Origin of the sequence: Kitasatospora sp. NPDC088861 (genome assembly GCF_044750105.1) — a bacterium.
Lineage (GTDB): Bacteria > Actinomycetota > Actinomycetes > Streptomycetales > Streptomycetaceae > Kitasatospora.
The window spans coordinates 143189-168346 of sequence record NZ_JBIVJF010000014.1 but is presented as its reverse complement, the minus strand read 5'-3'; the positions used below and the strand labels follow the sequence as shown (position 1 = coordinate 168346).

The 25158-nt window shown below is 73.7% G+C and carries 23 protein-coding genes; 5 read left to right on the top strand and 18 right to left on the bottom strand.

Annotation, left to right across the window (positions count from 1 at the left end; genetic code table 11):
• Positions 1-12: 12 nt before the first annotated feature.
• From ACIP37_RS23650 to ACIP37_RS23635, 4 genes are all read right to left on the bottom strand, one after another.
• Positions 13-1818, bottom strand: a complete 1806-nt coding sequence (locus tag ACIP37_RS23650) for a GMC oxidoreductase (protein ID WP_400809118.1) — start codon at positions 1816-1818, stop codon at positions 13-15.
• A 191-nt stretch (positions 1819-2009) separates the two neighbouring features.
• Positions 2010-3641 carry a succinic semialdehyde dehydrogenase gene (locus tag ACIP37_RS23645; protein ID WP_363580160.1) on the bottom strand — a complete coding sequence of 544 codons (1632 nt, stop codon included), beginning with the start codon at positions 3639-3641 and terminating at the stop codon, positions 2010-2012.
• Between the two features lie 87 nt (positions 3642-3728).
• On the bottom strand, positions 3729-5480 hold the full coding sequence (locus ACIP37_RS23640; RefSeq protein ID WP_363580158.1) for a serine/threonine-protein kinase: 1752 nt from the start codon (positions 5478-5480) through the stop codon (positions 3729-3731).
• Between the two features lie 160 nt (positions 5481-5640).
• The gene (locus ACIP37_RS23635; RefSeq protein WP_363630704.1) at positions 5641-6765 is read right to left on the bottom strand and encodes a protein kinase domain-containing protein; all 1125 of its coding nucleotides are present in this window, start codon (positions 6763-6765) and stop codon (positions 5641-5643) included.
• A 57-nt stretch (positions 6766-6822) separates the two neighbouring features.
• Here ACIP37_RS23635 and ACIP37_RS23630 point away from each other — a divergent pair, with 57 nt between their 5' ends.
• On the top strand, positions 6823-7365 hold the full coding sequence (locus tag ACIP37_RS23630; RefSeq protein ID WP_363580154.1) for an SHOCT domain-containing protein: 543 nt from the start codon (positions 6823-6825) through the stop codon (positions 7363-7365).
• A gap of 24 nt (positions 7366-7389) precedes the next feature.
• Here ACIP37_RS23630 and ACIP37_RS23625 read toward each other — a convergent pair whose 3' ends face one another.
• Positions 7390-9357: a protein kinase gene (locus tag ACIP37_RS23625; RefSeq protein ID WP_400809113.1), complete on the bottom strand. Its 1968-nt coding sequence runs from the start codon at positions 9355-9357 to the stop codon at positions 7390-7392.
• Between the two features lie 254 nt (positions 9358-9611).
• Between ACIP37_RS23625 and ACIP37_RS23620 the strand changes: the two genes are divergently transcribed.
• On the top strand, positions 9612-10175 hold the full coding sequence (locus ACIP37_RS23620; RefSeq protein WP_363580150.1) for a hypothetical protein: 564 nt from the start codon (positions 9612-9614) through the stop codon (positions 10173-10175).
• A gap of 65 nt (positions 10176-10240) precedes the next feature.
• Here the strand turns inward: ACIP37_RS23620 and ACIP37_RS23615 are convergent, their stop codons facing one another.
• From ACIP37_RS23615 to ACIP37_RS23600, 4 genes are all read right to left on the bottom strand, one after another.
• The gene (locus ACIP37_RS23615; RefSeq protein WP_063348999.1) at positions 10241-11368 is read right to left on the bottom strand and encodes a GuaB3 family IMP dehydrogenase-related protein; all 1128 of its coding nucleotides are present in this window, start codon (positions 11366-11368) and stop codon (positions 10241-10243) included.
• A 189-nt stretch (positions 11369-11557) separates the two neighbouring features.
• Positions 11558-13060 carry an IMP dehydrogenase gene (gene guaB, locus ACIP37_RS23610; protein WP_063348998.1) on the bottom strand — a complete coding sequence of 501 codons (1503 nt, stop codon included), beginning with the start codon at positions 13058-13060 and terminating at the stop codon, positions 11558-11560.
• A 251-nt stretch (positions 13061-13311) separates the two neighbouring features.
• Positions 13312-14028 (bottom strand): RNA polymerase sigma factor ShbA, encoded by a 717-nt coding sequence (gene shbA / locus ACIP37_RS23605; protein ID WP_079135824.1) that lies wholly within the window; start codon positions 14026-14028, stop codon positions 13312-13314.
• A gap of 338 nt (positions 14029-14366) precedes the next feature.
• A complete protein-coding gene (locus ACIP37_RS23600) occupies positions 14367-14978 on the bottom strand; it encodes a response regulator transcription factor (protein WP_014136228.1) in 612 nt (203 codons plus the stop codon).
• A gap of 560 nt (positions 14979-15538) precedes the next feature.
• Here ACIP37_RS23600 and ACIP37_RS23595 point away from each other — a divergent pair.
• Entirely contained in the window at positions 15539-15865 is a 327-nt protein-coding gene (locus ACIP37_RS23595; RefSeq protein ID WP_063348997.1) for a WhiB family transcriptional regulator, read from the top strand.
• Positions 15866-15954: 89 nt separating this feature from the next.
• Here the strand turns inward: ACIP37_RS23595 and ACIP37_RS23590 are convergent, their stop codons facing one another.
• From ACIP37_RS23590 to groES, 3 genes are all read right to left on the bottom strand, one after another.
• Positions 15955-16950, bottom strand: coding sequence for a LysR family transcriptional regulator (locus tag ACIP37_RS23590; protein WP_363580148.1), 996 nt, complete (start codon positions 16948-16950; stop codon positions 15955-15957).
• A 131-nt stretch (positions 16951-17081) separates the two neighbouring features.
• Positions 17082-18707 (bottom strand): chaperonin GroEL, encoded by a 1626-nt coding sequence (groL, locus tag ACIP37_RS23585; protein ID WP_063348995.1) that lies wholly within the window; start codon positions 18705-18707, stop codon positions 17082-17084.
• 116 nt (positions 18708-18823) lie between these two features.
• Entirely contained in the window at positions 18824-19129 is a 306-nt protein-coding gene (gene groES / locus ACIP37_RS23580; protein WP_014136232.1) for a co-chaperone GroES, read from the bottom strand.
• A 317-nt stretch (positions 19130-19446) separates the two neighbouring features.
• Here groES and ACIP37_RS23575 point away from each other — a divergent pair, with 317 nt between their 5' ends.
• Positions 19447-20613, top strand: a complete 1167-nt coding sequence (locus ACIP37_RS23575) for an SAM-dependent methyltransferase (RefSeq protein ID WP_400330337.1) — start codon at positions 19447-19449, stop codon at positions 20611-20613.
• Between the two features lie 25 nt (positions 20614-20638).
• On the opposite strand, the gene ACIP37_RS23570 is transcribed toward ACIP37_RS23575, so the two are convergent.
• From ACIP37_RS23570 to tsaB, 5 genes are all read right to left on the bottom strand, one after another.
• Positions 20639-21553: a polysaccharide deacetylase family protein gene (locus ACIP37_RS23570; protein WP_363580144.1), complete on the bottom strand. Its 915-nt coding sequence runs from the start codon at positions 21551-21553 to the stop codon at positions 20639-20641.
• A gap of 80 nt (positions 21554-21633) precedes the next feature.
• Positions 21634-21894, bottom strand: coding sequence for a hypothetical protein (locus ACIP37_RS23565; protein ID WP_400844442.1), 261 nt, complete (start codon positions 21892-21894; stop codon positions 21634-21636).
• Positions 21891-22997 (bottom strand): tRNA (adenosine(37)-N6)-threonylcarbamoyltransferase complex transferase subunit TsaD, encoded by a 1107-nt coding sequence (gene tsaD, locus ACIP37_RS23560; RefSeq protein WP_350877149.1) that lies wholly within the window; start codon positions 22995-22997, stop codon positions 21891-21893. The genes ACIP37_RS23565 and tsaD overlap by 4 nt, the downstream gene beginning before the upstream one ends.
• Positions 22990-23469, bottom strand: coding sequence for a ribosomal protein S18-alanine N-acetyltransferase (gene rimI / locus ACIP37_RS23555; RefSeq protein WP_400844453.1), 480 nt, complete (start codon positions 23467-23469; stop codon positions 22990-22992). The genes tsaD and rimI overlap by 8 nt, the downstream gene beginning before the upstream one ends.
• Before the next feature lie 23 nt (positions 23470-23492).
• Positions 23493-24167, bottom strand: coding sequence for a tRNA (adenosine(37)-N6)-threonylcarbamoyltransferase complex dimerization subunit type 1 TsaB (tsaB, locus tag ACIP37_RS23550; protein ID WP_350877147.1), 675 nt, complete (start codon positions 24165-24167; stop codon positions 23493-23495).
• 153 nt (positions 24168-24320) lie between these two features.
• Between tsaB and ACIP37_RS23545 the strand changes: the two genes are divergently transcribed.
• Complete coding sequence (locus ACIP37_RS23545; protein ID WP_363580295.1) at positions 24321-24890, top strand: hypothetical protein; 570 nt, start codon at positions 24321-24323, stop codon at positions 24888-24890.
• 16 nt (positions 24891-24906) lie between these two features.
• Here the strand turns inward: ACIP37_RS23545 and ACIP37_RS23540 are convergent, their stop codons facing one another.
• The gene (locus ACIP37_RS23540) at positions 24907-25101 is read right to left on the bottom strand and encodes a hypothetical protein (protein WP_400844439.1); all 195 of its coding nucleotides are present in this window, start codon (positions 25099-25101) and stop codon (positions 24907-24909) included.
• Between the last annotated feature and the right edge of the window lie 57 nt (positions 25102-25158).

The window sequence follows — 25158 nt, the reverse complement described above, 5'->3', positions numbered from 1 at the left end:
GTCGAGGCCTGCTCAGCCGCGCTTCTTCGGGACCTCCGGGACGGGCAGCAGCGGCAGTCGGAGCGCGCCGAACGCGTCCTCCGGGACGGCCAGCCGGGACGGCGCCACCGGGGCGACCCGCCGGTAGGCCTCGCCCTGGGCCGGGCGGCGGTCCGCCTCGCCCTTGTTGGGCCACATCGACATGGCGCGCTCGGCCTGCGCGGTGATGGTCAGCGAGGGGTTCACCCCGAGGTTGGCGGAGACGGCCGCGCCGTCGACCACGCTGATCCCGGGGTGGCCGTACAGCCGGTGGTAGGGGTCGACCACGCCGGTCTCGGGGGCGTCGCCGATCGGGCAGCCGCCGAGGAAGTGGGCGGTCATCGGGATGTCGAAGATCTCGCCGGCGCTGCTGCCCGCGAAGCCGTTGATCTGCTCGGCCAGCGCCTGGGCGCCCTGTTCGGCGGCCGGGATCCAGGTCGGGTTGGGGGCGCCGTGGCCCTGGGCGGAGGTGAGCCGGCTCTTGCCGAGCAGGTCCTTCTTCAGCGAGACGGTGATCGAGTTGTCCAGCGACTGCATCACCAGGCCGATGATCGTCTTCTCGGACCAGCGGTGCTGGTTCATCGAGCGGGCGAAGGTCACCGGGTGGCGCACCGACCCGCCCAGGTAGCGCAGCCAGCGCGGGGCCCGTCCGCCGCCCTTGACCTGGGCTATCGACAGCGCGCCCATCGCGTTGGAGCCCTTGCCGTAGCGGACCGGCTCGATGTGGGTGCTGGCGTCCGGGTGGATCGAGGAGGTGATCGCCACGCCCTTGGTGAAGTCCACCCGGCTGCCGTAGCGCCGGTCGGTGGTCTGCGCGCCCACCAGCGCCTCGGAGTTGGTGCGGGTCAGCTCGCCGAGCCGGGCGGAGATCCGGGGCAGGTGCCCCCCGTCACGCATCCGGTGCAGCAGCGACTGGGTGCCGTACGTCCCGGCCGCGACCACCACCCGGGCGGCGGTGATGGTCCGCGCGCCCGCCTTCACCCGGTCGGTGCGGGAGCGGGAGTCAGTCCGGCGCACGTCCACCGCGTAGCCGTGGCTCCCGTCGGCTCCGGGGAGCTCCCGGATCCGGGCCACCGTGGTGAGCGGGTGGATCTCGGCGCCGCCCCGCTCGGCCAGGTGCAGGTAGTTCTCGGTGAGCATGTTCTTGGCCCCGTGCCGGCAGCCGGTCATGCACTCGCCGCACTCCACGCAGGCCTTGCGGGCCGGCCCGGCACCGCCGAAGTACGGGTCGGCGACCTCGTCCCCGGGCGCCGCCTTGGCCCTGCCGCCGGCGTCCCGGCCGTCCCCGAAGAAGACCCCGACCGGCGCCATGTGGAAGGTGTCGCCCACCCCCATCTGCTCGGCGGCGGCCTTGAGGTGCACGTCGGAGGGGGTGACGGTCGGGTTGAGCCGGACCCCGAGCATCCGCTGCGCCTGGTCGTAGAACGGCGCCAACTCCTCCTGCCAGTCGGTGATGTGGCGCCACTGGCGGTCCTCGAAGAAGGCCTTCGGCGGCACGTACAGGGTGTTGGCGTAGTTCAGCGAGCCGCCGCCGACCCCGGCGCCGGCCAGGATCAGCACGTTGGCCAGCAGGTGGATCCGCTGGATGCCGTAGAGGCCGAGCTTCGGCGCCCACAGGTAGTTCGGCAGGTCCCAGGAGTTCCTGGGCAGTTCGTCCCGCTCGAAGCGCCGACCGGCCTCCAGGACGGCGACCCGGTAGCCCTTCTCGGTCAGCCTCAGCGCGGCGACCGAACCACCGAAGCCGGAGCCGACCACGACCACGTCGTAGTCGAACTCCGCCGCACCGCCGGACTCCACCATCTGCCACTGCTCCTTCGGGACGCGAACCTGACTACGGGACGGGCGGACCTGACTACGGGACGGGCGGACCTGACTGCGGGACGGAACCTGGCTGCGGGACGGTCGGATCGGACCACCGGCCGGGCCGACTCCGACCCACGGGGACGAACCGCCGGGCCGGGACGGCTACTTGAACCTTCGGCCCGGGACGGCTACTTGAACCGCAGCGCCTTCAGCACCCGCAGCCCGCCGGTCATCACCGCGGCGAACTGCCGGTCGTCCAGCCCGAACGAGGGCGCGATCGGCATCAGCCGCTGGGTCGCGACGGTCTGTGCCTCGGTGAAGCGCAGGATGCCCTCGGCGCCGTGGCGGCGACCGAGCCCGGAGTCGCCCATGCCGCCCATCGGCGAGCCGATCGAGCCGTACGCGGCCGCGTAGGCCTCGTTGACGTTGACCGTGCCGGTGCGCAGCCGGGCCCCGACCGCCCGGCCGCGCCGGGTGTCCCTGGTCCAGACGCTGGAGTTCAGGCCGTACGGCGTGGAGTTCGCGGCGGCCACCGCCTCGTCGTCGGTGTCGAAGCGGTAGACGGAGACGACCGGGCCGAAGGTCTCCTCGCCGCAGACCGCCATGTCCGGGGTGACCCCGTCGAGGATGGTCGGCTCGAAGAAGTACGGGCCGAGGTCGGGCCGGGCCCGGCCGCCGGCCAGCACGGTGGCGCCCGCCTTGACCGCCTCCTCCACGTGTCGGGTGGTGGTCTCCAGCTGGCGGACGGAGACCAGCGAGCCCATGTCGGCGCCGTAGGCCAGGCCGCCGCCGAGGCGCAGCGCCCGGGTGCGGGCGGCGAAGCGCTCCAGGAAGTCGTCGGCCACCGAGCGGTGCACCAGCAGCCGCTCGATCGAGATGCACAGCTGCCCGGCGGAGGAGAAGCAGGCCCGCACGGCGCCCGCGGCGGCCCGGTCGAGGTCGGCGTCGGAGAGGACCAGCATGGCGTTCTTGCCGCCGAGTTCGAGCGAGGCGCCGACCAGCCGGGCGGCGGCGCGCTGGGCGACCTCCCGGCCGGTGCGGGTGGAGCCGGTGAACGAGACGTAGTCGGCGTGCTCCACCACGGCGGGACCGATCACCGGGCCGTCGCCGATCACGACCTGCCACAGGTCGGCCGGCAGCCCGGCCTCGATCAGCAGCTCGCGGGCCCACAGCGCGGTCAGCGCGGTCTGCGTGTCCGGCTTGTTGACCACGGCGTTGCCTGCCGCGAAGGCGGGCAGGACGTCGCCGACGGACAGCTCCAGCGGGTAGTTCCAGGGCGAGATGTGGCCGACCACGCCCTTGGGCCGGCGGGCCTCGACCGCGTGGGTGAGCACCGGCAGCGCCCCGCCGCGCCGCTTGTCCCGGAGGTAGCCGTGCGCGGCCCGCCCGTAGTGCCGGGCGGCCATGGCGACGGCCAGCACCTCCTCGAAGGCGTGCAGCCGGGCCTTGCCGGTCTCGGCCTGGACGAGGTCCAGCACCTCGTCCTGCCGCTTGAGCAGCAGGTCGTGGAAGCGCAGCAGGACGGCCGCCCGGCGGCGCACCGGCAGCGCGGCCCAGGCCGTCTGGGCGCGGCGGGCCAGTTCGAAGGCGACCTCGACGTCGGCCGGGGTGGACCGCGGCAGGCTCGCCAGCCGCTCGCCGGTCAGCGGGGCGACGGTCTCCACCAGGCTGGGCTCGCCGGTGGCGGTGACGCCGGCGGCCAGCCGGGCGACCAGGGACGGCGGGACGGCCGCCGCGACGGTCCGGCCCCCGCCGGGGGCGGGCGGGTTCCCGGTCGCGGGGTGTTCGGTGGCCGCTGCGCCTGCTGTGAGGTCCGACATACGGCGCAGCCTAGGCGCTCGGCGGCCGGTCCGGTACCCGTCGGTAACAAGAATCTGCCGCGGCCGGGTGGAGCGGGCTCCCCCCGGTCAGCGGGTCGGCGCGAAGTAGTGCAGCACCGCGTTGAAGCGCTGCTCCGCCTCGTTCCACTCGTTGCCCCGGTCCGGGCTGGACGAGTAGATCGCGTAGCTGGTGCCGTCGTCGTCGATGAACTCGGCCTCGACCGCCCGGCGCCGGCCGCCCTCCTTGGCGAGGTAGCTGAACTCCCAGACGGCCGCCTCGTGGCCGTTCACCGCGACGCCGGTCATCTTGTGCTGCTTGTACTCCTTCAGGTTCTTGGAGACGGTGGCCTCCATCTGCCGCAGGTGGTCCAGCGGCTTGACCGACTGGCCGACGGTGACCGCGAACTGCAGGTAGTGCACCTTGTTGTCGGGGCTGTAGTAGACCTGGTTGTCGGGTGTGGCACTGCGCTGCCAGGCCGGGCTGACCGAGGGCAGCGGGAAGCGGAAGCCGGCCGGGTCGTCGACCCAGTGGTAGCCGTTGGGCGCCGCCGGCCCCGGGCTGGCGCCACTGGTGGGGTCCGGGTTGACGGAGGCGGTCGGGACGGGCTCGTCGGCCGTGGAGGCGGCGACGTGCCCGGTGGTGGTGTTCCGGGTGGCGAGGAAGGTCGCGCCGGCCGCCAGCAGGCCGACGGCCACCGCGATCACGACGATCTTCAGGGTGCTGCGGCGCTTGGCCGGCCCGCGCGCGGGCGTGACGGGGTGCGCCACCGGCGCGACCGCTGCGGTGAGCGCCGCCGCCCCGTCGGCCGCGCCCCCGGTGGTGTCCGGAACGGCCCCCGAGCGCACCCCGGTCGGCTCCTCGGCCTCCTCCACCGTCGTCCCCGGCGCGGCCTCCTCCGCGTGGTCCTCCGCCGCCGCCGGGCGCTCGCTGCGGTCCACCACGGGCACCGACTGGGTGGGCGCGCGCAGCGGCGCGACCGACTTCAGGCCGATCGTGTGCCCGGCCTTCACCTCGGCCAGCATCCGGGCGGCCTCGTCCGCGTTCGGCCGCTCGGCCGGGTCCTTGGCCATCAGCGCGGCCAGCACCGGGCCCAGCGGCCCGGCCCGGAGCGGCTCCGGCAGCGGCTCACCCACCACGGCGGCCAGTGTGGTGATCGGCGAGGTCCGGCGGAACGGCGACTGGCCCTCCACCGCGGCGTACAGCGTCGCCCCGAGGCCCCACAGGTCGGAGGCCGGCCCGGGCCGCTCGCCCTGGGCGAGCTCCGGCGCCAGGTAGTCCGGCGAGCCGACCAGATCGCCCGGCCGGGTCAACTCGGCCGAGCCCTCGTACGTCGCGATGCCGAAGTCCAGCAGCACCACCCGCCCGGTACCGCGCTCCAGCAGCACGTTGGCCGGCTTCACGTCGCGGTGCAGGACGCCGAGCTGGTGGCCGCGGTGCAGTGCGGCGAGCACCTGGCTGCCGACCTCGGCGACGGCGCGCGGCTGCAGGGTGCCGTCCTGGCTGATCACGTCGGCCAGCGAGCGGCCGTCCACCAGCTCCATGACGATCCACGGCCGGCCGTCCTGCTCCAGCACGTCGTGCACCGTGATCACGCCGGGGTGCTTGATCCGGGCGGCCGCGCTGGCCTCCCGCTTCATCCGGGCGTGCAGGATCTGCAGCTCGTCCTCAGGCAGGTGGTTGACGGTCAGTTCCTTGACCGCGACCTCGCGGTTCAGCATCCGGTCCCAGGCCCGCCAGACGGTCCCCATCCCGCCGCGGCCGAGCCGGTCGCCCAGCTCGTACCGCCCGGCCAGCAGCCGCTCCGTCTCGGCCGTCTCCGGCCGGTCCTGCACGCCCATCGGCGACCACTCCCCCTCACATCCGTCTGCCGTCACAGCGACGGAGGGCCTGGTGCAGACCACTGTTCGAACAAATCCCACGCACACATTAGGCGCACCTTGCCAGCCCCGGTAATCACGCTCACCCGTCGGACCGACGGCCCGGGACACTCCGGGGCCGTCAGCCTGCGAACAGCACCACCGCGGTCACTCCCAGCACCAGCAGCAGGAACACGCCCCCGACCAGCAGCGGGCCGAGCAGCGCCGGAGGTATCCGCGGCGGCCGCACCTCGTCCGGCCGCCCGGCGCCCACCCCGGCGCCCACCCCGACGTTCGTACCCACGACGACCTCCGGCCGCCCCCGTCCACCACCCCGCCCGCGCCGACGCCGCACCAGCGGGGCCTCCGGTCTCAGCACCAGCGCCCGCGCCTCCCACTCCTCGTCGACCGGCTCCGGCGCGCCCGCGAGCAGCGCCGCCAGCTCCCAGCGGGCCTCCTCGGCGGTCGGCCGCAGCGAGGGGTCGGGCTGCAGCAGCCGCTCGACCAGCGGCGCCAGCGGCCCGCAGGCCGCGGCGGGCTCCCGCCGCCCGTCCCGGACCGCCGACACCAGCTCCGGCACGCCGCCGTCCGGGAACGGCGAGCGGCCGGTGACCAGCCGCTGCACCAACACCCCGAGCGCCCAGCAGTCGCCCGCCGGGCCGCCGTCCAGCGGCCAGCGCTCCGCCACCGGGCCGACCAGGGTGGCCCGCACGTCGTACCGGCGGCGCCCGCCCGGGCCGCCGAGGTCCTCGGCCAGCGCCTCCTGCGCCACCCCGGACAGCAGCCCGCCGAGCATCGCCGCGCCGTCCTCGCAGACCAGCACGGACTCGGGGGTCAGGTTCCCGTGGACGAGTCCGTCCTCGTGCAGCGCCCGCAGCGCACCGGCCAGGTCCGCCGCCAGCTCGGCCGCCCGGTAGGGCGGCACCGGTCCGGCCGCCACCAGGTCCGCCAGCGTCATGGCGCCCGGCCGCTCCTCCACCGTCCACAGCAGTTCGCCCTCGACGAAGGCACCGAGCCCGCGCAGCAGCCGGGGGTGCCCGGTCGGCGCGGACGAGCCGACCGCCGCCACCCGGCGGACCAGCCGGTCGGCGTGCGCGGGCACCTCGCCGTCCAGGTCCTGACCGGTGGTCAGCAGCGCGGGCAGCTCCAGGGCGCGCAGCAGCACGGACTCCCCGGTGCGGTCGTCCACCGCCAGGGCCCGCAGGAGTTCGGGACGGTCCGTCAGCCGGTACCGCCCCGCCAGCAATTGCCCCGGGCCGCCTCGCATGCCAGTTCCTCTCGCTCACCGAGCAGCCTACTGAGCGGCTCCTTTACGCTCGGTCCCATGGACTGGACCGATCTGATCGACACCGCCTTCAAGGTGGCGGGAAACAACAGCCAAGCCCATCAGGCCGAGGCCGTGCGCACCGTGGAGGCGGCCGTCATCGACGGCGAGAATCCGGTCGCCTCGACGGCCGGGCGCCATCCCGACCACTTCCGCAAGGGCGTGCTCGTCCTCACGACCCACCGACTGCTCTTTCTCAAGGACGGTAAACCGCCGGTCCCGGTTCCGCTTACGGCGGTCACGGACGCGGCCGTGGCCAGGACCAAGCTCAACGGCGACGTGCTCACCGTCGTCGCGCTGACCGGCTCGCACCGGTTCGAGGACGTGGCCAAGGCCGACGTCTTCGCCGAGCAGCTCCGGGAGGCCGCCCGGCTCGCCCGCAAAGCCGCGTCGGCCGCCCGCCCGGCGGCCGACACCGCCCCCGCCGACCTCAGCGCGGGCGACCAACTCCTCGGCCAGCTGGAGCGGTTGGCCGCCCTGCACGCCTCCGGCGCGCTCACCGACGAGGAGTTCACCCGGGCCAAGGCCCGCCTGATCGGCTAGGCCCTGCCCGGCCGGGGCCATGGCCTACGGCGCGGGCTGGAAGCTGGCGAAGGCCGTGTCCCGGGCCTGGGAGTTGGCCGGGGCACCCCAGTCCGCGTCCGGGGTGATCCAGTAGATCGCGTAGCCGTACTTGGCCGGGTTCCCGGTGACGAAGCCCCGGTTGAGCGAGTGCGTGCGCGGCGTGCCGCTGATCCACTCCCAGTCGGCCGCGTTGCTCCACTGCCGGTAGTTGATCGCGGCCAGGTTGACCCGCTGGTAGTTGGTGACCTTCGAACGCAGGCCCGGCTCGGACTCCTGCCAGTCGGCGACGGCGCTGGGACCGGGGCTGGTGGTCCACTCGATGGTCAGGGTACTGCCGTTGCCCTTGAAGATCCGGCGGACGCCCTCCGAACCGGCCGGCTGGAGCCAGTCCGGCAGGACGACCGAGAAGCCGGTCGGGTCCTTGTACTCGTGGTAACCGGCCGGCACGGCGGTCCCCGGAGGGGTCGGGCTCTGCGCGGGGGTGGTGGCGGGCGAGCCGGCGGCCGGCGGGTTCGCCGCGGAGGGGCCGGGCGTGTCGGCCGGTTTGTCGGGGGCCGGCGTGTCGGTGGCCGGCTTCTCCGGGGCGGGCTTGTCGGTGCCCGGCTCCGGCTCCGCGGGCGGAACGGACGCGGTCTGGGTCCCGCTCGGCCCGGTCTCGGGGCCGGTCGAGACCGACGAGGTGGCGCCCGCACCGTTCGCCGACGAGTCGTCCCCGTTCCCGACGGCCTGGAGCACCGCGACCACCCCGGCGATCAGCAGCAAAACCAGCACCACGGTGACGACGGCCAGCCGCCGCCGTCCGTTGCGCGGGTCGGCACCGGCCGCCTGCGTGGCGCCCAGGGTCCACTCGCTGGTCACCGGCCGGATCGGCTCGGCCCCCGGAGCCGGACCCGACGCCGAGCCCGACGCCACCTCCGAGGACGGCGAAGCGGGCTCGGGCGCCGGCTCCACGACGGGCTCCGCCGCGGCGGCGGGCTCCTCGTCCTTGGCCCGGCTGCCCACCCGGACCGTCCCCAGCAGCCCGCCGATGGACCGCTTGCGGCCCTCCTCGGCCTCCGCCGGGGCCTCCTCCGGCTCCACCGCGGCGGTCGGCCGCTCGACCGGCAGCGCGTGCACGGTGGTCGACTCGGCCTTCGAGGTGGCCTCCGCGACGACCCGCTTCAGCATCGACCGGGTCTGCGAGGCGTCCAGCCGCTCGGCCGGGTCCTTGGCGAGCAGCCCCTCGATCACCGGCTGCAGCGCCCCGGCGTTCACCGGAGCGGTCAGCTCCTCCGTCATCACCGCCGTCAGGGTGGCCAGCGCCGAGCCCCGGTCGTACGGCGGCCGGCCCTCGACCATCGCGTACAGCGTGCCGCCCAGCGACCACAGGTCGGCCGGCGGCCCGGGCTTCTGCCCGCGGGCCCGTTCCGGGGATATGTACGAGGGCGCGCCGACCAGCATGCCGGTGGAGGTGACCGAGGCGTCGCCCTCCACGCTGGCGATGCCGAAGTCGGTGAGCACGACCCGGCCGTCGTCGCCGATCAGCACGTTGGACGGCTTGACGTCCCGGTGCAGGATGCCCAGCGCGTGCGCGGCGCTCAGCACGCCGAGCACGTCGAGCGCGATCTCGGCGGCCCGGGCGGGGGCCAGCGGCCCGTCCTCCCGGATGACGTCGGCCAGCGAGCGGGACTCGACCAGCTCCATGACGATCCACGGCCGGTCGTCCTCGTCGACCACGTCGAAGACGGTGACCGCCGAGTTGTGCCGGATCCGGGCGGTGGCCTTGGCCTCGCGCAGCGTCCGGACGATCAGCCGGTGCTTCTCCTCCTCCTCGACGCTGGCGTTCATCCGCAGTTCCTTGACCGCGACGGTCCGCCCCAGCATCTCGTCCTCGGCGCGCCAGACGGTGCCCATGCCGCCGCGCCCGAGCACGCCGTTCAGCCGGTAGCGGCCGGCCAGGAGGCGGCCGGTGGAACCCTGCGCCTGGGTCATTCGGAACGTTCCCCCATGTGCTGCTGGCGGTCGTGGTGACGGCGTGTCGGCCCGGCCTCAGGCCCGAACGCCCAAGTCTCCATCATCCCCTGTCCCCGGGGGCCGGGACCACCCGGCCCCCGCACCCGATCCGGGGCGTGCCGGATCGGGCTCGGCGCTCCGTGCCCGATCTGTGATCGAAAACTCGCCAAGATCTGGCCGGGGCGCTGCTACCGTTCGGCAGCTCATCGTCTTTCCGGGGGGATCCGACGCCCATGACCGCACCCGCACCGGGCGCTGACGGCCAGTCGGGCCGGCCGCGCACCGCCCAGCACTACTCGGTCACACCCACCCTGGATTCCCCCGAGGGCTACGTCGCGCCCGGTATGCCCGGTGTCCCGGTGGCCGGATACCTCCCCGCCGTCCGCTCCCACCGGACGGGCCCGCACCGCCGCACCGCCCTGGCGGTCGCCCTCGCCCTCCTCGCCATGCTGCTCGGCGGCCTGGCCTACGGCTGCGCGCCGGCCCGGGCCGCGGACAGCCTCGGCTGGCTGGCCATCGCCCTCGCCGCCCTGGTCGCCTTACCGCTCGGCCGGCTCGGCGGCCGCAGCCGGGTGCTGCCGCTGCTCGGCGCGCTGCTCGCGGCCTGCGCGCTGCTGCTCGGCCAGCTGACCGGCCAGCTCCGCCGGGTGCACGCGGCCGGCCCCGGCCCGCGCGGCCTGCCGCACGACGCCCTGGCGCACTGGCGCGCCGAGCTGCGCGCGCTCGACCTCGCCTTCTACGGCATCGCCCTGGTCGGCGGCTTCCTCCTCACCCGCCGCACCGCCAACCGCGGCTGACTCCGGTCCGGACAGCCCGAGGCCCCCGCCGGCGGAACCGACGGGGGCCTTCACCACGACGCGTCTCAGCGGTGGTTGAGCGCCGGGTTGACGGTCACCTCGACCCGCTGGAACTCCTTGAGCTCGGTGTAGCCGGTGGTGGCCATCGCGCGGCGCAGCGCGCCGAACAGGTTCATGGTGCCGTCGGGGGTGTGCGAGGGACCGGTCAGGATCTCCTCGGTGGTGCCGACCGTGCCGAGGTCCACCCGCTTGCCGCGCGGCAGCTCCTCGTGGACGGCCTCCATGCCCCAGTGGAAGCCCTTGCCGGGCGCGTCGGTGGCGCGGGCCAGCGCGGCACCGATCATCACCGCGTCGGCGCCGCAGGCGACGGCCTTCGGGATGTCGCCGCTGTAGCCGACGCCGCCGTCCGCGATCACGTGCACGTAGCGACCGCCGGACTCGTCCATGTAGTCCCGGCGGGCGGCGGCCACGTCGGCGACGGCGGTGGCCATCGGCACCTGGATGCCGAGGACGCCCCGGGTGGTGTGGGCGGCGCCGCCGCCGAAGCCGACCAGCACGCCGGCCGCGCCGGTGCGCATCAGGTGCAGGGCCGCGGTGTACGTGGCGCAGCCGCCGACGATCACCGGGACGTCCAGCTCGTAGATGAACTGCTTGAGGTTGAGCGGCTCCGCGCCGCTGGACACGTGCTCGGCCGAGACGGTGGTGCCGCGGATGACGAAGACGTCGACGCCGGCGTCCACGACGGCCTTGGAGAACTCGGCGGTGCGCTGCGGCGAGAGCGCGGCGGCGGTGACCACACCGGAGTCGCGGACCTCCTGGATCCGCTGCTTGATCAGCTCGGCACGGATCGGCGCGGCGTAGATCTCCTGGAGGCGGCGGGTCGCGGCGGCCTCGTCGGTGATCGTGGCGATCTCGTCGAGCAGCGGCTGCGGGTCCTCGTAGCGGGTCCAGAGGCCTTCCAGGTTCAGCACGCCGAGGCCGCCGAGGCGGCCGATGGCGATGGCCTGCTGCGGCGAGACCACGCTGTCCATCGGGGCGGCCAGGAACGGCAGCTCGAAGCGGTAGGCGTCGATCTGCCAGGCGATCGAGACCTCCTTCGGGTCCCGGGTACGGCGGCTGGGGACGACGGCGATGTCGTCGAAGGAGTACGCCCGTCGGCCGCGCTTGCCTCGCCCGATCTCGATCTCAGTCACTTCGAGCCCTTCTGGTTTGTTGCTCATGCCCGCCGGGTCACCCCGGCCGCCCCCAGTATCCCGCACCCCGGTTGCCTCGCGCGCTCGCCTCCGGGGCGCGGGGCCCACCCCGGCGGCCCGCCCCCGCTCCCGGGCGCGCCGAAGGGCCCGGCGCCGGGGTGCGGCGACGGGCCCTCGATGTCCGCGGACTCAGCGGTTGGAGTAGTTCGGCGCCTCGACGGTCATCTGGATGTCGTGCGGGTGGCTCTCCTTGAGGCCCGCCGAGGTGATCCGGACGAAGCGGCCCTTGCTCTCCATCTCGGCGATGGTGGCGGCGCCGACGTAGCCCATGGTCTGGCGCAGGCCGCCGACCAGCTGGTGCAGCACGGCCGACAGCGGGCCGCGGTAGGGCACCTGGCCCTCGATGCCCTCGGGAACGAGCTTGTCGTCCGAGGCCACCTCGGCCTGGAAGTAGCGGTCCTTGGAGTACGAGCGCCCCTGGCCGCGGGACTGCATCGCGCCCAGCGAGCCCATGCCGCGGTAGGACTTGAACTGCTTGCCGTTGATGAACATCAGCTCACCCGGGGACTCCTCGCAGCCGGCCAGCAGCGAGCCCAGCATCACGGTGTCGGCGCCGGCGGCCAGCGCCTTGCCGATGTCGCCGGAGTACTGGAGACCGCCGTCGCCGATGACCGGCACGCCGGCCGCCTGACAGGCCACCGCGGCCTCGTAGATGGCGGTGATCTGCGGGACGCCGATGCCGGCGACCACGCGGGTGGTGCAGATGGAGCCGGGGCCGACGCCGACCTTGACGCCGTCCACGCCGGCGTCGATCAGCGCCTGGGCGCCGTCACGGGTGGCCACGTTGCCGCCGACCACGTCGATCCCGACGGCCGACTTGATCTTGCCGATCCAGGCCAGCGCGTTGTGGCTGTGGCCGTGCGAGGTGTCCACGACCAGGAAGTCCGCACCGGCCTCGACCAGGGCCTGGGCCCGGTCGAACGCCTCGGCGCTGGCACCGACGGCGGCACCGACCAGCAGACGGCCCTCGGCGTCCTTGGCGGCGTTCGGGTACTGCTCGGCCTTGACGAAGTCCTTGACGGTGATCAGGCCCTTGATCCGGCCCTCGTCGTCGACCAGCGGCAGCTTCTCGATCTTGTGGCGGCGCAGCAGCGCCATCGCGTCCACCCCGGAGATGCCGACCTTGCCGGTGATCAGCGGCATCGGGGTCATGATCTCGCGGACCTGGCGGCTGCGGTCCGACTCGAAGGCCATGTCACGGTTGGTGACGATGCCGAGCAGCTTGCCGGCCTCGTCCGCGATCGGCACGCCGGAGATGCGGAACTTGGCGCACAGCGCGTCGGCCTCGGCCAGCGTGGTGTTCGGGCCGACCGTGATCGGGTCGGTGACCATGCCGGACTCGGAGCGCTTCACCAGGTCGACCTGGTTGGCCTGGTCCTCGACCGACAGGTTGCGGTGCAGCACGCCGACGCCGCCCTGGCGGGCCATCGAGATCGCCATCCGCGCCTCGGTGACCTTGTCCATCGCGGCGGAGAGCAGCGGGATGTTGACGCGCACGTTCCGGGAGACCCGCGAGGAGGTGTCGACCTGGTTCGGCAGCACCGCGGAGGCCCCGGGCAGCAGCAGGACGTCATCGAACGTGAGCCCGAGCATGGCGAACTTCTCGGGTACGCCTGCGGCGTTGTAAGACATTTGGGGGGTACCTTCCGTGGCCGGCCTATTCCGCTCACGCCCTGAGGGTGGGGCGCGTTCATCGCTCACTCGCAGCAGACCGCCGAAGCCGGGTGGTTTTGGAGGAACCTCCAGGGGAACCCCGCGCGCACCCGCGAAACTTTGGCAACCCGCCCAGGCGCCGATACCCCATGGTACTGGCACCGCGAATGTGTCCTCGTGTGCCCTTGACAACACCGGCCCCCCGTGGCTCATTCCGGCCGGTCAGGGCTTCAGGAGGACTCCTCCGCCAGCGCCCGCAGCCGGCTGAGCGCCCGGTGCTGCGCCACCCGGACGGCGCCCGGGGACATCCCCAGCACCTCGCCGGTCTCCTCCGCCGACAGCCCGGCGGCCACCCGCAGCAGCACCAGTTCGCGCTGACGGGCCGGCAGGTTGGAGAGCAGTTCCTTGGCCCAGGCCGCGTCGCTGCTCAGCAGCGCCTGCTCCTCCGGGCCGAGCGCCTCGTCCGGCACCTCCGGCAGGTCGTCCTGCGGAACGACCGTCGAGCCGGGCCCGCGCATCGCGGCCCGCTGCAGATCGGCGATCTTGTGCGCGGCGATGCCGTAGACGAAGGCCTCGAACGGCCGCCCCTGGTCCTTGTACCGGGGCAGCGCGCACAGCACCGCGACGCAGACCTCCTGCGCGACGTCGTCCACGTGGTGCCGGGCGCCGCCGGGCAGCCGGACCAGCCGGCCGCGGCAGTAGCGCAGCGCCAGCGGATGGACGTAGGCGAGCAGGGCGTCGATGGCCGGGCCCTCACCGCGGACGGCGGCCGCGACGAGCTCGCCCACCAGCGGGGAACCGCCCGCGCCGAGCACCGGCGGTCGACCGGGGCCGGGCACCGCGCCGGGGCCGCCGGGGTCGGCGTACGACGGATCGCCACCCGGGCCGGAGGGCTCGGCCTCCACCGGGTCCGCCTGGCCGGCCGCACCGGCGACGTCGTCACGCATCGGTCCATGGTGCCTGGTCGAGCGGGAAAACGCGGCACCGCGTCCGGAGTTGTGCACCGGAACGTTATGCGCTGCGGCGCCGTACGGCGTGCCGCCGCGCACCACCGGCCCCTCCTGCACCGTGCCGCCTCCCGCCCCGCCGCCGTCGGTGGTCCCGTCCTTCGCGCCGTCCGCCGCATGTCCCGCGGCCGTGTGGTTCGCCGCAGTGCCTGTCCGCTGGTCCCCGAGGTGCTCCACTCCTCCATGGTGCAACCTCGGGACCGTAACGTCACACGCCCGGACGGCGTCCGTCCCGGGAACCGCCGGCGGCGCGCCGCAGCCGGCGGCGCCACCGGCGGTCAGCGGACCAGGCCCCAGCGGAAACCCAGCGCCACCGCGTGCGCGCGGTCGGAGGCCCCGAGCTTCTTGAACAGCCGTCGGGCGTGGGTCTTGACGGTGTCCTCGGACAGGAACAGCTCGCGGCCGATCTCGGCGTTGCTGCGGCCGTGGCTCATGCCCTCCAGCACCTGGATCTCACGCGCCGTCAACGTGGGCGCCGCGCCCATGTCGGGGCTGCGCAGCCGGCGCGGGGCGAGCCGCCAGGTCGGGTCGGCGAGGGCCTGGGTGACGGTGGCCCGCAGCTCGGCGCGCGAGGCGTCCTTGTGCAGGTACCCGCGGGCGCCCGCGGCCACCGCGAGCGCGACCCCGTCGAGGTCCTCGGCGACGGTGAGCATGATGATCCGCGCGCCCGGATCGGCGGACAGCAGCCGCCGGACCGTCTCGACCCCGCCGAGGCCGGGCATCCGGACGTCCATCAGAACGAGATCGGAGCGGTCGGCCACCCAGCGGCGGAGGACCTCCTCCCCGTTCGTCGCGGTGGTGACCCGGTCCACACCGGGTACGGTCGCGACCGCGCGGCGAAGCGCCTCGCGGGCGAGCGGGGAATCGTCGCAAACGAGAACGGAAGTCATGACCGTCGTCCTCCGCAGCTGATCCGCGTCACGTTGAGCCTCCTGGCTGGTACGAACCTCTCCGACACGGCCGATCGGCGACAGAGTCCGTGCTGATCGCCTCAAATTCCGCGCGATCGTTCCCGACGTCCGGCGCCCGCTAACCGCCTCCGCACTTCCAACGACCGTCACTCGAATGAGTTACGGCCTTCGGGGCCATCTCCACCACTGTACGTGGCCAACCCATTACCGATCAGCCGCATCGCGGTGCACACGCCGCACTTTTCCCCAGCTCGCGCGCGGTGGGCGCACGACCCGCACACCGGTGCGGAGTGTCGCGCGCCCGTCGGCCACCCGAATGCCACGCCCGCGCCCGCCGAACCCCTTGCCCACTTTGCCCGTTTTTATAGCTTTCGTATGGTCATTGACTGTTGTGCCACTCTGTGGGTGACTTGTCCATGGAGTTGCCGTAAGTCATATTTCCAGGTGTCCACACCAGTGCATCGACGCCCGCCGTGCCGCCCAGCAGCAGCCCGCTGAGCGCCGGCCCACGGCCGACGAGCCTCTGAAGGGAATGAGCCATGGCAGATTTCTCCCGCCTCCCAGGTCCCAACGCGGACCTCTGGGACTGGCAGCTCTCCGCAGCCTGCCGTGGCGTGGACAGTTCGCTCTTCTTCCACCCCGAGGGCGAACGCGGGGCCGCGCGGAGTTCGCGCGAGGCCAGTGCCAAGGAGGTCTGCATGCGCTGCCCGGTGATCACCGAGTGCGCGGCGCACGCGCTGGCGGTCCGCGAGCCGTACGGCGTCTGGGGTGGGATGACCGAGGACGAGCGCGAGGAGATGCTGGGGCGTTCGCGGCACCGGCTGGTGGAGGTCCCGCTGACCCCGCCGGCGATCGCCCGGCGCTAGCCCCGCCTCCACGGCGCGCCGTGAAGAAACGTTTCCTCTCGGCGTCCCGGGCTGTTCAAGCCCAGCCCAGAACGCTCAGGCCCCAGAGGTCAGCGCCCGGCCGACCCCGCCAGCCGCTCCAGCATCAGCGCCACGGCCGGCACCTCGGCCAGATCCGGCAGGGTCAGCGCGACCACCTGCCGCACCGCCGGCGCCCCCGCGGCCGTCCGCACCGGCACCGTCGACACCCCGTCCGGGCGCACCGACTCCAGCGCCAGCCGGGGCAGCACCGCCACCCCCAGCCCGGCCGCCACCAGGCCGACCACCGCCGGATAGTCGTCGGTCGCGAAGTCGATCCGGGGCTCGAAGCCCGCCCCCGCGCACAGCTCCACCAGGTGCCCCCGGCACTGCGGGCAGCCCGCGATCCACTGCTCCCCCGCCAGCTCGGCCAGCTCCACCGGCCTGCCGCGCCCCGCCAGCCGGTGCGCGGCGGGCAGCAGGCCCACCAGCGGGTCGTCCAGCAGCGGGGTGACCACCAGATCGGACCAGTCGGAGCCGGCGCTCAGCTGCTGCGCCTCCAGGTTGGCCTCGGCCCGCGCCTCGCGCGGCGTCCCGTGCGCGGGCGCCGGCAGCGCGGCGCCGCCGTCGGACTGCGGGTAGCGGAAGGCCAGCGCGATCTCGCACTCGCCGCCGCGCAGCATCGCCAGCGACTCCGGCGGCTCCGCCTCGACCAGCGACACGCGCACCCCCGGATGGCTGTCCCGCAGCCGGGCGACCGCGGGCGGCACCAGGGTGGAGCTCGCGGTCGGGAAGGAGACCAGCCGCACCCGCCCGGCCCGCAGCCCGGCGATCGCGGCGATCTCCTCCTCGGCCGCGGAGAGCCCGGCCAGGATCCCGGTGGCGTGCTTGAGCAGCACCCGCCCCGCCTCGCTGAGCTGCATGCCCCGGCCGGAGCGGACCACCAGCGGGGTGTCCACCGACTTCTCCAGGGCCTTCATCTGCTGGCTGATGGCGGGCTGCGTACAGCCCAGCTCGCGGGCGGCGGCGGAGAAGGAGCCGGTGCGGGCGACGGCACGCAGAACGCGCAGGTGACGGGCCTCGATCATGCCTCAGTTATAAGGCAATCTTTGCCAATGGCAAAATTCTGCTGATGATTGAAGCCTCAAACGCCGGACACGCCGGAGGCCCGGCCGCACCCCGAGGGGCGCGGACCGGGCCTCCGGTCGACCGTCAGGCGTCAGTGCGAGTGGCCGTGACCGTGGCCGTGGCCCGCCTCGGCCTCCTCTTCCTTCTTCTCCACCACGAGGGTCTCGGTGGTGAGCAGCAGGGAGGCGATCGAGGCCGCGTTCTCCAGGGCGGAGCGGGTGACCTTGACCGGGTCGATGACGCCGGCCTTCACCAGGTCGCCGTACTCGCCGGTGGCCGCGTTGTAGCCCTGGCCGATCTCCAGCTCGGCGACCTTGGAGGTGATGACGTAGCCCTCCAGGCCGGCGTTCTGGGCGATCCAGCGCAGCGGCTCGTGCAGCGCCTTGCGGACCACCGCGACACCGGTCGCCTCGTCACCCGACAGGCCCAGGCCGCCGTCCAGCACCTTGGCGGCGTGCACCAGGGAGGCGCCGCCACCGGCGACGATGCCCTCCTCGACCGCGGCACGGGTCGCCGAGATGGCGTCCTCCAGGCGGTGCTTGCGCTCCTTCAGCTCCACCTCGGTGGCGGCGCCGACCTTGATGACGCAGACGCCGCCGGCCAGCTTGGCCAGGCGCTCCTGCAGCTTCTCGCGGTCCCAGTCGGAGTCGGTGGCGGCGATCTCACCCTTGATCTGGGCGACGCGGCCGGCCACGGCCTCGGTGTCACCGGCACCGTCGACGACGGTGGTCTCGTCCTTGGTGATGGTCACGCGGCGGGCGGTGCCCAGCACGTCCACGCCGACCTGGTCGAGCTTGAGGCCGACCTCCTCGGAGATGACCGTGCCGCCGGTCAGGGTGGCCAGGTCGCCGAGGATCGCCTTGCGGCGGTCGCCGAAGCCCGGGGCCTTGACGGCGACCGCGTTGAAGGTGCCGCGGATCTTGTTCACCACGAGGGTGGACAGCGCCTCGCCGTCGACGTCCTCGGCGATGATCAGCAGCGGCCGGGAGGCACCGCCCTGGAGGATCTTCTCCAGCAGCGGCAGCAGCTCCTGGATGGAGGAGATCTTGCCCTGGTTGATCAGGATGTACGGGTCCTCCAGGACCGCCTCCTGCCGCTCCGCGTCGGTGACGAAGTACGGCGACAGGTAGCCCTTGTCGAACTGCATGCCCTCGGTGAAGTCCAGCTCCACGCCGAAGGTGTTCGACTCCTCGACGGTGATGACACCGTCCTTGCCGACCTTGTCGATCGCCTCGGCGATCAGCTCGCCGACCTGGGTGTCCTGGGCGGAGAGGGACGCGACGGCGGCGACGTCGTCCTTGCCCTCGATCTCGCGGGCCACCGAGAGCAGGTGCTCGGAGACGGCGGCGACGGCCTTGTCGATGCCCTTCTTCAGGGCGGCCGGGCCGGCACCGGCGGCGACGTTGCGCAGGCCCTCGTTGACCAGGGCCTGGGCCAGCACGGTGGCGGTGGTGGTGCCGTCACCCGCGACGTCGTTGGTCTTGGTGGCGACCTCCTTGACGAGCTGCGCGCCAAGGTTCTCGTACGGGTCGTCCAGCTCGACCTCACGGGCGATGGTGACACCGTCGTTGGTGATGGTCGGGGCGCCGAACTTCTTGTCGATGACGACGTTGCGGCCCTTGGGGCCGATGGTCACCTTGACGGTGTCGGCCAGCTTGTTGACACCGCGCTCCAGCGAGCGGCGGGCGTCCTCGTTGAACTGCAGGATCTTCGCCATGTTCCCTATTCCCTCGGGGCTTCGGCCGGCCCACCGGCCGCCGGACTACGTGAACCAACAACCACGCCCCGGGCCCCTGTCACTTGGGACACGGATCCGGGGCGGGTCGGAACGACTTACTTCTCGATGATGGCGAGAACGTCGCGGGCGGAAAGAACCAGGTACTCCTCGCCCTGGTACTTCACCTCGGTGCCGCCGTACTTCGAGTACAGGACGATGTCACCGACGGCGACGTCGAGCGGCAGACGCTGGCCGTCCTCGAAGCGGCCCGGGCCGACGGCCAGGACGACGCCCTCCTGGGGCTTCTCCTTGGCGGTGTCCGGGATAACCAGGCCGGAGGCCGTGGTGGTCTCGGCGTCGAGCGGCTGGACCACGATGCGGTCCTCAAGCGGCTTGATGGCAACCTTGCTGCTGGTGGTCACGTCCGAGCTCCCCTTCGGAGATTACGGGGTTTCTAACGGGTAGGAGCGAACCTGTGGGCCTGCCGTCGCGGGGGTCAGGCACACGTCTTCGCGTTAGCACTCCCCCAGTGGGGAGTGCCAAGGACGACCATAGGCCGGTGTTAGCACTCAGTCAACCAGAGTGCCAACGGCGCGCCCGGGCATCCCGAACCGCGGGCGCGGAGCCGTACTCCTGTGCGACCACCCCGCCCCGGGCGGACTCCCGCCGCGAACCGCGACCCCGCCCACCGCGCCGGCCGTCGGAGCCGGTGGGGCCGCCAACCCGCCAGAATGGCCCCGTGGACACCGAGAACCTCCAACCCCTACTGGCCCCCGAGGGCCAGGCCCTGCTCGCCGAACTGCGCGAGTTCACGCCCGAGGAGGAGCTGGCGCTGGCCACCAGGCTGCGGCGGGAGCACCCGGCCGAGCTGGTGTCGGCGGCCTTCGGGCAGGCCCGGCTGCGGCAGCGGGCGCGGGCGAAGTTCGGGGCGGACGCCGACCTGATGTACTTCACGCCCAACGGCGTCGAGCAGTCCACCCGGCGCAGCGTGGCCGAGTGGCGGGCGCGCCGCTTCGCCGAGCTGGGCGTCCGCCGGCTGGCCGACCTGTGCTGCGGCATCGGCGGGGACGTGCTGGCGCTGGCCAGGGCCGGGATCGAGGTGCTGGCCGTCGACAAGGACCCGGCGGCCTGCGCCGCCACCGCCGCCAACGCGGCCGCGCTGGGCCTGGCCGACCTGGTCCGGGTGCGCTGCGCGGACGTCGCCGAGGTGGACGTCACCGGCTACGACGCGGTGTTCACCGACCCGGCGCGGCGGACGGCGCGCGGCCGGGTGTTCGACCCGGAGGCGTACGCCCCACCGCTCTCCTGGGCGATCGAGGCCGGCCGCCGGACCCCGATCGGCGCGCTGAAGGTGGCCCCGGGCATCCCGCACGAGGCCGTCCCGGCCGACGCCGAGGCGGAGTGGGTCTCCGACCACGGCGACGTGAAGGAGGCGGTGCTCTGGTTCGGCACCGGGGCCGCCCGCCCGCACCGCGCCACCCTGCTGCCGCAGGCCGCCAGCCTCACCGGCGGCGACCTGCCCGACCCGCCGGCCGGCCCGGTCGGGCGCTACCTGTACGAGCCGGACGGCGCGGTGATCCGGGCCCACCTGGTGGCCGAGGTGGCCGAGCAGGTGGGCGGTCGGCTGATCGACCCGAAGATCGCCTACCTGACCTCGGACCAGCTGGTGGCCACCCCGTACGCGCACGCCTTCGAGCTCACCGACGTGCTGCCGTTCCACATCAAGCGGCTGAAGGCGCTGCTGCGCGAGCGCGGGGTCGGCACGGTGGTGATCAAGAAGCGCGGGATGGCGATCACCCCGGAGGAGCTGCGCCGCCAGCTCAAGCCCTCCGGGCCGAACGCCGTCACGGTGATCCTCAGCCGCACCGACAACGGGCCGCTGATGATGCTCGGCCGACCCGCCTGAGGCGGCTGCGCGGCGGGCGCCCGGACTACGAGGCGGGCGCCTGGATGTAGTCCTCCAGCCGGGCCACCGAGAAGCCCTGCTCCTGGATCCGGGCCAGCAGGTCGCCGAACATCTGGGTCATCGTGGCGCCCTTGAGCTCCTTCGGGCCGCGGAAGTGCGCCAGGATGATGTCGCCGGACTTCAGCTTCTTGTCCGCCGCCTGGTACTGCATGTCGTGGATCTGCATCGACTCGCGCCAGAGCACCATCGCGCGCGGGCCGCACTGCTGGACCGAGTTGTTCAGCGTGGGGGTGTTGGCACCGTCCCCGAACGGCGGGCGGAACAGCAGCGGGGCGGTGCCGTACTGCTGGGTGAGCGCGGACTGCGCGTCGCAGATCTCGGACTTCTGCTTCTCCGCCGGGATCTTGCTCATCACCGGGTGGTCCACGGTGTGGTTCTGGATGTGGTTGCCGAGCGCCTGGAGCGGCTTGAAGTAGCCGTAGTCGTTCTTGACGATGTCCCGGGTCAGGAACATCGAGATCGGCACCTTGAGCTCGGTCAGCATCTCGACGAACTTCGGGTCCTTCTCGGCGCCGTCGTCGATGGTGATGAAGACGACCTTGTCGCTCGTCTTCACCTCGCTGAACACCGGTACGGGGCCGGTCCGTTCGAGCTTGATGGGCTTGTCCGCGGGCGGTGCGGGGGCCGGCGCCAGCGGCTTGAGGTTCCACTTCGCCCAGGCCGCCGGGTCCCCGCCGGCCGGGGCCGGGGTGGTGGGCGTGCCGGCCGGGCTGGTCGGCACGGCGCCTCCGCCGGTGGGCTGGGGCGTGGCCGCCGAGCTGCCGCCGGCCGCCGCCGGGGCGGCGGCGCCCCCGTTGTCGCCGCATCCGGTGGCCAGGGCCAGCAGGGCCAGCGCCCCCACCGCGTACGTCCTGGTCCTGCTCCGACCGTCCCTGTTCACCGCAGCGCGCTCCCGGTTCCCGTCCAGCTTCTTCTCAGCTATGCACGGTAGCGGTCGGGGCGGCGGTTCCCGGACGGGGCCTATTCGACGTGCTCGCTGGTGAAGGACCAGCGGTGCACCGGGCGGCCGAGCAGGTCGGCCGGCGGGTCGGCGACCGGCACCGGCTCGCCGGTCCACCAGGTGATCAGCAGCACGCGTTCGCCGGGCGCGCCGAGCAGCTCGGTGCGGACCAGCCCGGCCGAGCCGCGCACCGACGGCAGCGCCACCTCCCGTACCCAGGAGGCGAGTTCGGCCCCGCGGCCGGCGGCGGCGCGGGCCTCCCACATCGCGGCGACGGTCACTCGGCGCCACCGGTGAGGGCCTGGTACGCCTGGCCGTGGACGTCGCCGTGCCGGACGTCCGCGGCCGGCACGTGCGCCTCGGTCACCGGCAGCGAGGAGTCGGCGGACAGGTCGAGCGCGGACGGCGTGCGGTCGCGCCACACCATCTCGGAGCCCAGCGCGGCCACCATCGCGCCGTTGTCGGTGCACAGGCCCGGCCGGGGCACCCGCAGCCGGATGCCGGCCCGGTCGCAGCGCTGCTGGGCCATCTCGCGCAGCCGCGAGTTGGCGGCCACCCCGCCGCCGATCATCAGGTGGTCGACGCCGTTGTCCCGGCACGCCTTGACGGCCTTGCGGGTGAGCACGTCGGTGACGGCCTCCTGGAAGGACGCCGCCACGTCGGCGATCGGCACCTCCTCGCCGGCCCGGCGCTTGGCCTCCACCCAGCGGGCGACGGCGGTCTTCAGGCCGGAGAAGGAGAAGTCGTACGCGGGGTCGTTGCGGCCGCTCAGGCCGCGCGGGAAGGCGATCGCCTTGGGGTCGCCCTCGCGGGCGGTGCGGTCGACCACCGGGCCGCCCGGGAAGCCCAGGCCGAGCACCCGGGCGACCTTGTCGAAGGCCTCGCCGGCCGCGTCGTCGATGGTCGCGCCGAGCGGGCGGACGTCGCTGGTGATGTCCTCGCTGAGCAGCAGCGAGGAGTGCCCGCCGGAGACCAGCAGCGCCATCGTCGGCGACGGCAGCCGGCCGTGCTCCAGCTGGTCGACGCAGATGTGCGAGGCGAGGTGGTTGACCCCGTACAGCGGCTTGTCCAGCGCCCAGGCGTACGCCTTGGCGGCGCTGACACCGACCAGCAGCGCCCCGGCCAGGCCGGGGCCTGCGGTGACCGCGATGCCGTCCAGGTCGCTCGCCTTGACGCCGGCGGTGTCCAGGGCGCGCTGGATGGTCGGGACCATCGCCTCCAGGTGGGCGCGGCTGGCGATCTCCGGGACGACACCGCCGAAGCGGGCGTGGTCGTTGACGCTGGAGGCGACCGCGTCGGCCAGCAACGTGGTGCCGCGCACGATGCCGACGCCGGTCTCGTCGCAGGAGGTCTCGATGCCGAGGACGAGCGGTTCGTCAGCCATGGCGGGTGTCCTTAAGGTCCTTCGGGTCAGTGCTGGGGTGGTCGAGGCGCATCACCAGCGCGTCGACGTTGGCGGGCTGGTAGTAGCCGCGCCGGATGCCCACCGGTTGGAAGCCGAAGCGCTCGTACAGCTGCTGGGCGCGCGGGTTGTCCACCCGCACCTCCAGCAGCAGTTCGGCGCAGCCGCGGCGGCCGGCCTCCCGGATCAGGTCGGTGAGCAGCGCCGCGCCGAGGCCGGCGCCCTGGTGGCGCTGGTCGACGGCGATGGTCTGGACGTCGCCCTCGCCGGCGATCGCCATCAGCCCGGCGTAGCCGACGACGGCGCCGTCCGCGTTGGTGGCGACGGTGTAGTGGCGGGTGCCGCCGGGGTGGGTCTCGGCCAGCTCGGACCAGTACATCCCGGTGGACCAGGCGTCCTCGGGGAAGAGTCGCAGCTCCAGCTCCATCACCGGCGCGATGTCCCACCAGCGCATCGGGCGCAGGGTGGTGCCGTGTTTCACGCCGGGAGCACCGCCTTGCCCCCTAGAACGTTCTTGAAGGCGGCCGGCACCTGGGCGTCCGGGCGGCGCAGGTACAGCGGGACGTTCGGCAGCAGCTCGCGGCCGGCCGCCAGCTCGGCGGCGGCGAAGCCCGCCAGGGCGCCGGCCGACACGTGCTCGGGGCCGTGCGCGCCGGGGAAGGTCTCGGGGTAGAGCAGCGCGCCGGCGCCGACCGACCGCGGGCGCGGGGCCAGCTCGGCGGGGCGGTCCACGCCGGGGCCCTCGGTGCGGTGGCCGTCGGCGTCGTAGGAGGCCCAGTAGACCTCCTTGCGGCGCGCGTCGGTGGCCACCGTGAACGGCTGCCCGGCCAGGCCCTCGGCGCGGGCCTGGTGGGCGATCGCGTCCAGGGTGCAGACGCCGTGCACCGGCAGCCCGAGGGCGTGGCCGAGCGCGGCGGCGGTCACCAGGCCGACCCGCAGGCCGGTGTACGGGCCCGGGCCGACGCCCACCGCGATGCCGGTGAGCCGGTGCTTGTCGACGCCGGCCGCCCGCAGGACCTGGTCGATCGCGGGCAGGAGAAGTTCGCCGTGGCGCCGGGCGTCGACCTGGTGGGTCTCGGCGAGGACGGCCGTGCCGTCGTGGACGGCGGCGGTGACGGCGGGGGTAGCGGTGTCGAACGCGAGCAGCAGCACGGGTCAAGGTTAGACCGACGTTGGTCCGACCGGCTGATCGACCAGGCGTGCCGCCCGGGAACACACATCCGGGGCGCCGCGCCCCGGCTGGACGGACCTGGCACGATGGGGCGGTACGTAAAGGGACGGCGGCGGGAGCGGCACGTGGCGAAGATGGGTCCTGGTGTGGTGGTCACGGGGCTGACCCTGGGGGCCCTGGCGGTGGTGAGCCTGCTGGCCTTCCAGGCCAACGGTGCTCAGGACCGGGCGGCCGGCGCCAAGCCGACCGCCAGCACCACGACGTCCGGCGGGCCGGCCGCCTCCCCGACGCCGAGCGCCTCGGCCACCCCGACGGCCCCACCGCTGCCGACCATCTCGGGCAGCGGCACCAGGGTGGTCTACTCGATCAGCAGCCACTACGTCTGGCTGGTCGACCCGAAGAAGAACCCGCAGGTCACACCCGGCTTCCCGGTCACCCCGGGCTCGGTCGAGCCGGCTCCGGGCAGCTACTCGGTCTACAGCCGCACCCCGACGACCACCGGGACGGACGGCAAGCAGATCGAGCACGTGGTGCGCTTCGCGCAGCAGAACGGCGTGGTGTTCGGCTTCAGCGCCGCCGTGGACGGCGCGACCCCGACCGCCGAGCCGAACGCCAAGACCGGCGGCATCCGCAGCGGCCGCCCGGACGGCCAGCTGCTCTGGGACTTCGCGCCGAACGGCACCAAGGTGGTCGTGGTCGCCTGAGCTCGGCCCAGGTGAGTCAGGCCGCGCGGGGTGTGCCCGTCTCCGGCGCCTCGGCCCGCCGGGGCTCCGGCTCGGGCGGGGTGGACACCGCCTCGGCGGCCGCACAGGCGGCCAGCAGCGCCCGCATCGGCGCCCCCTGGACGCGGCGGGCGGACTCTCCGGCCCCGGCGCCGTGCCCGGCGCGCTTCGGGGCGGGGGTGGTGCTCGACATGGCGCCTCCCTAGTTAGGCAGACCTAACCGCAGCACCCATCCCACCACGCCCGGCAC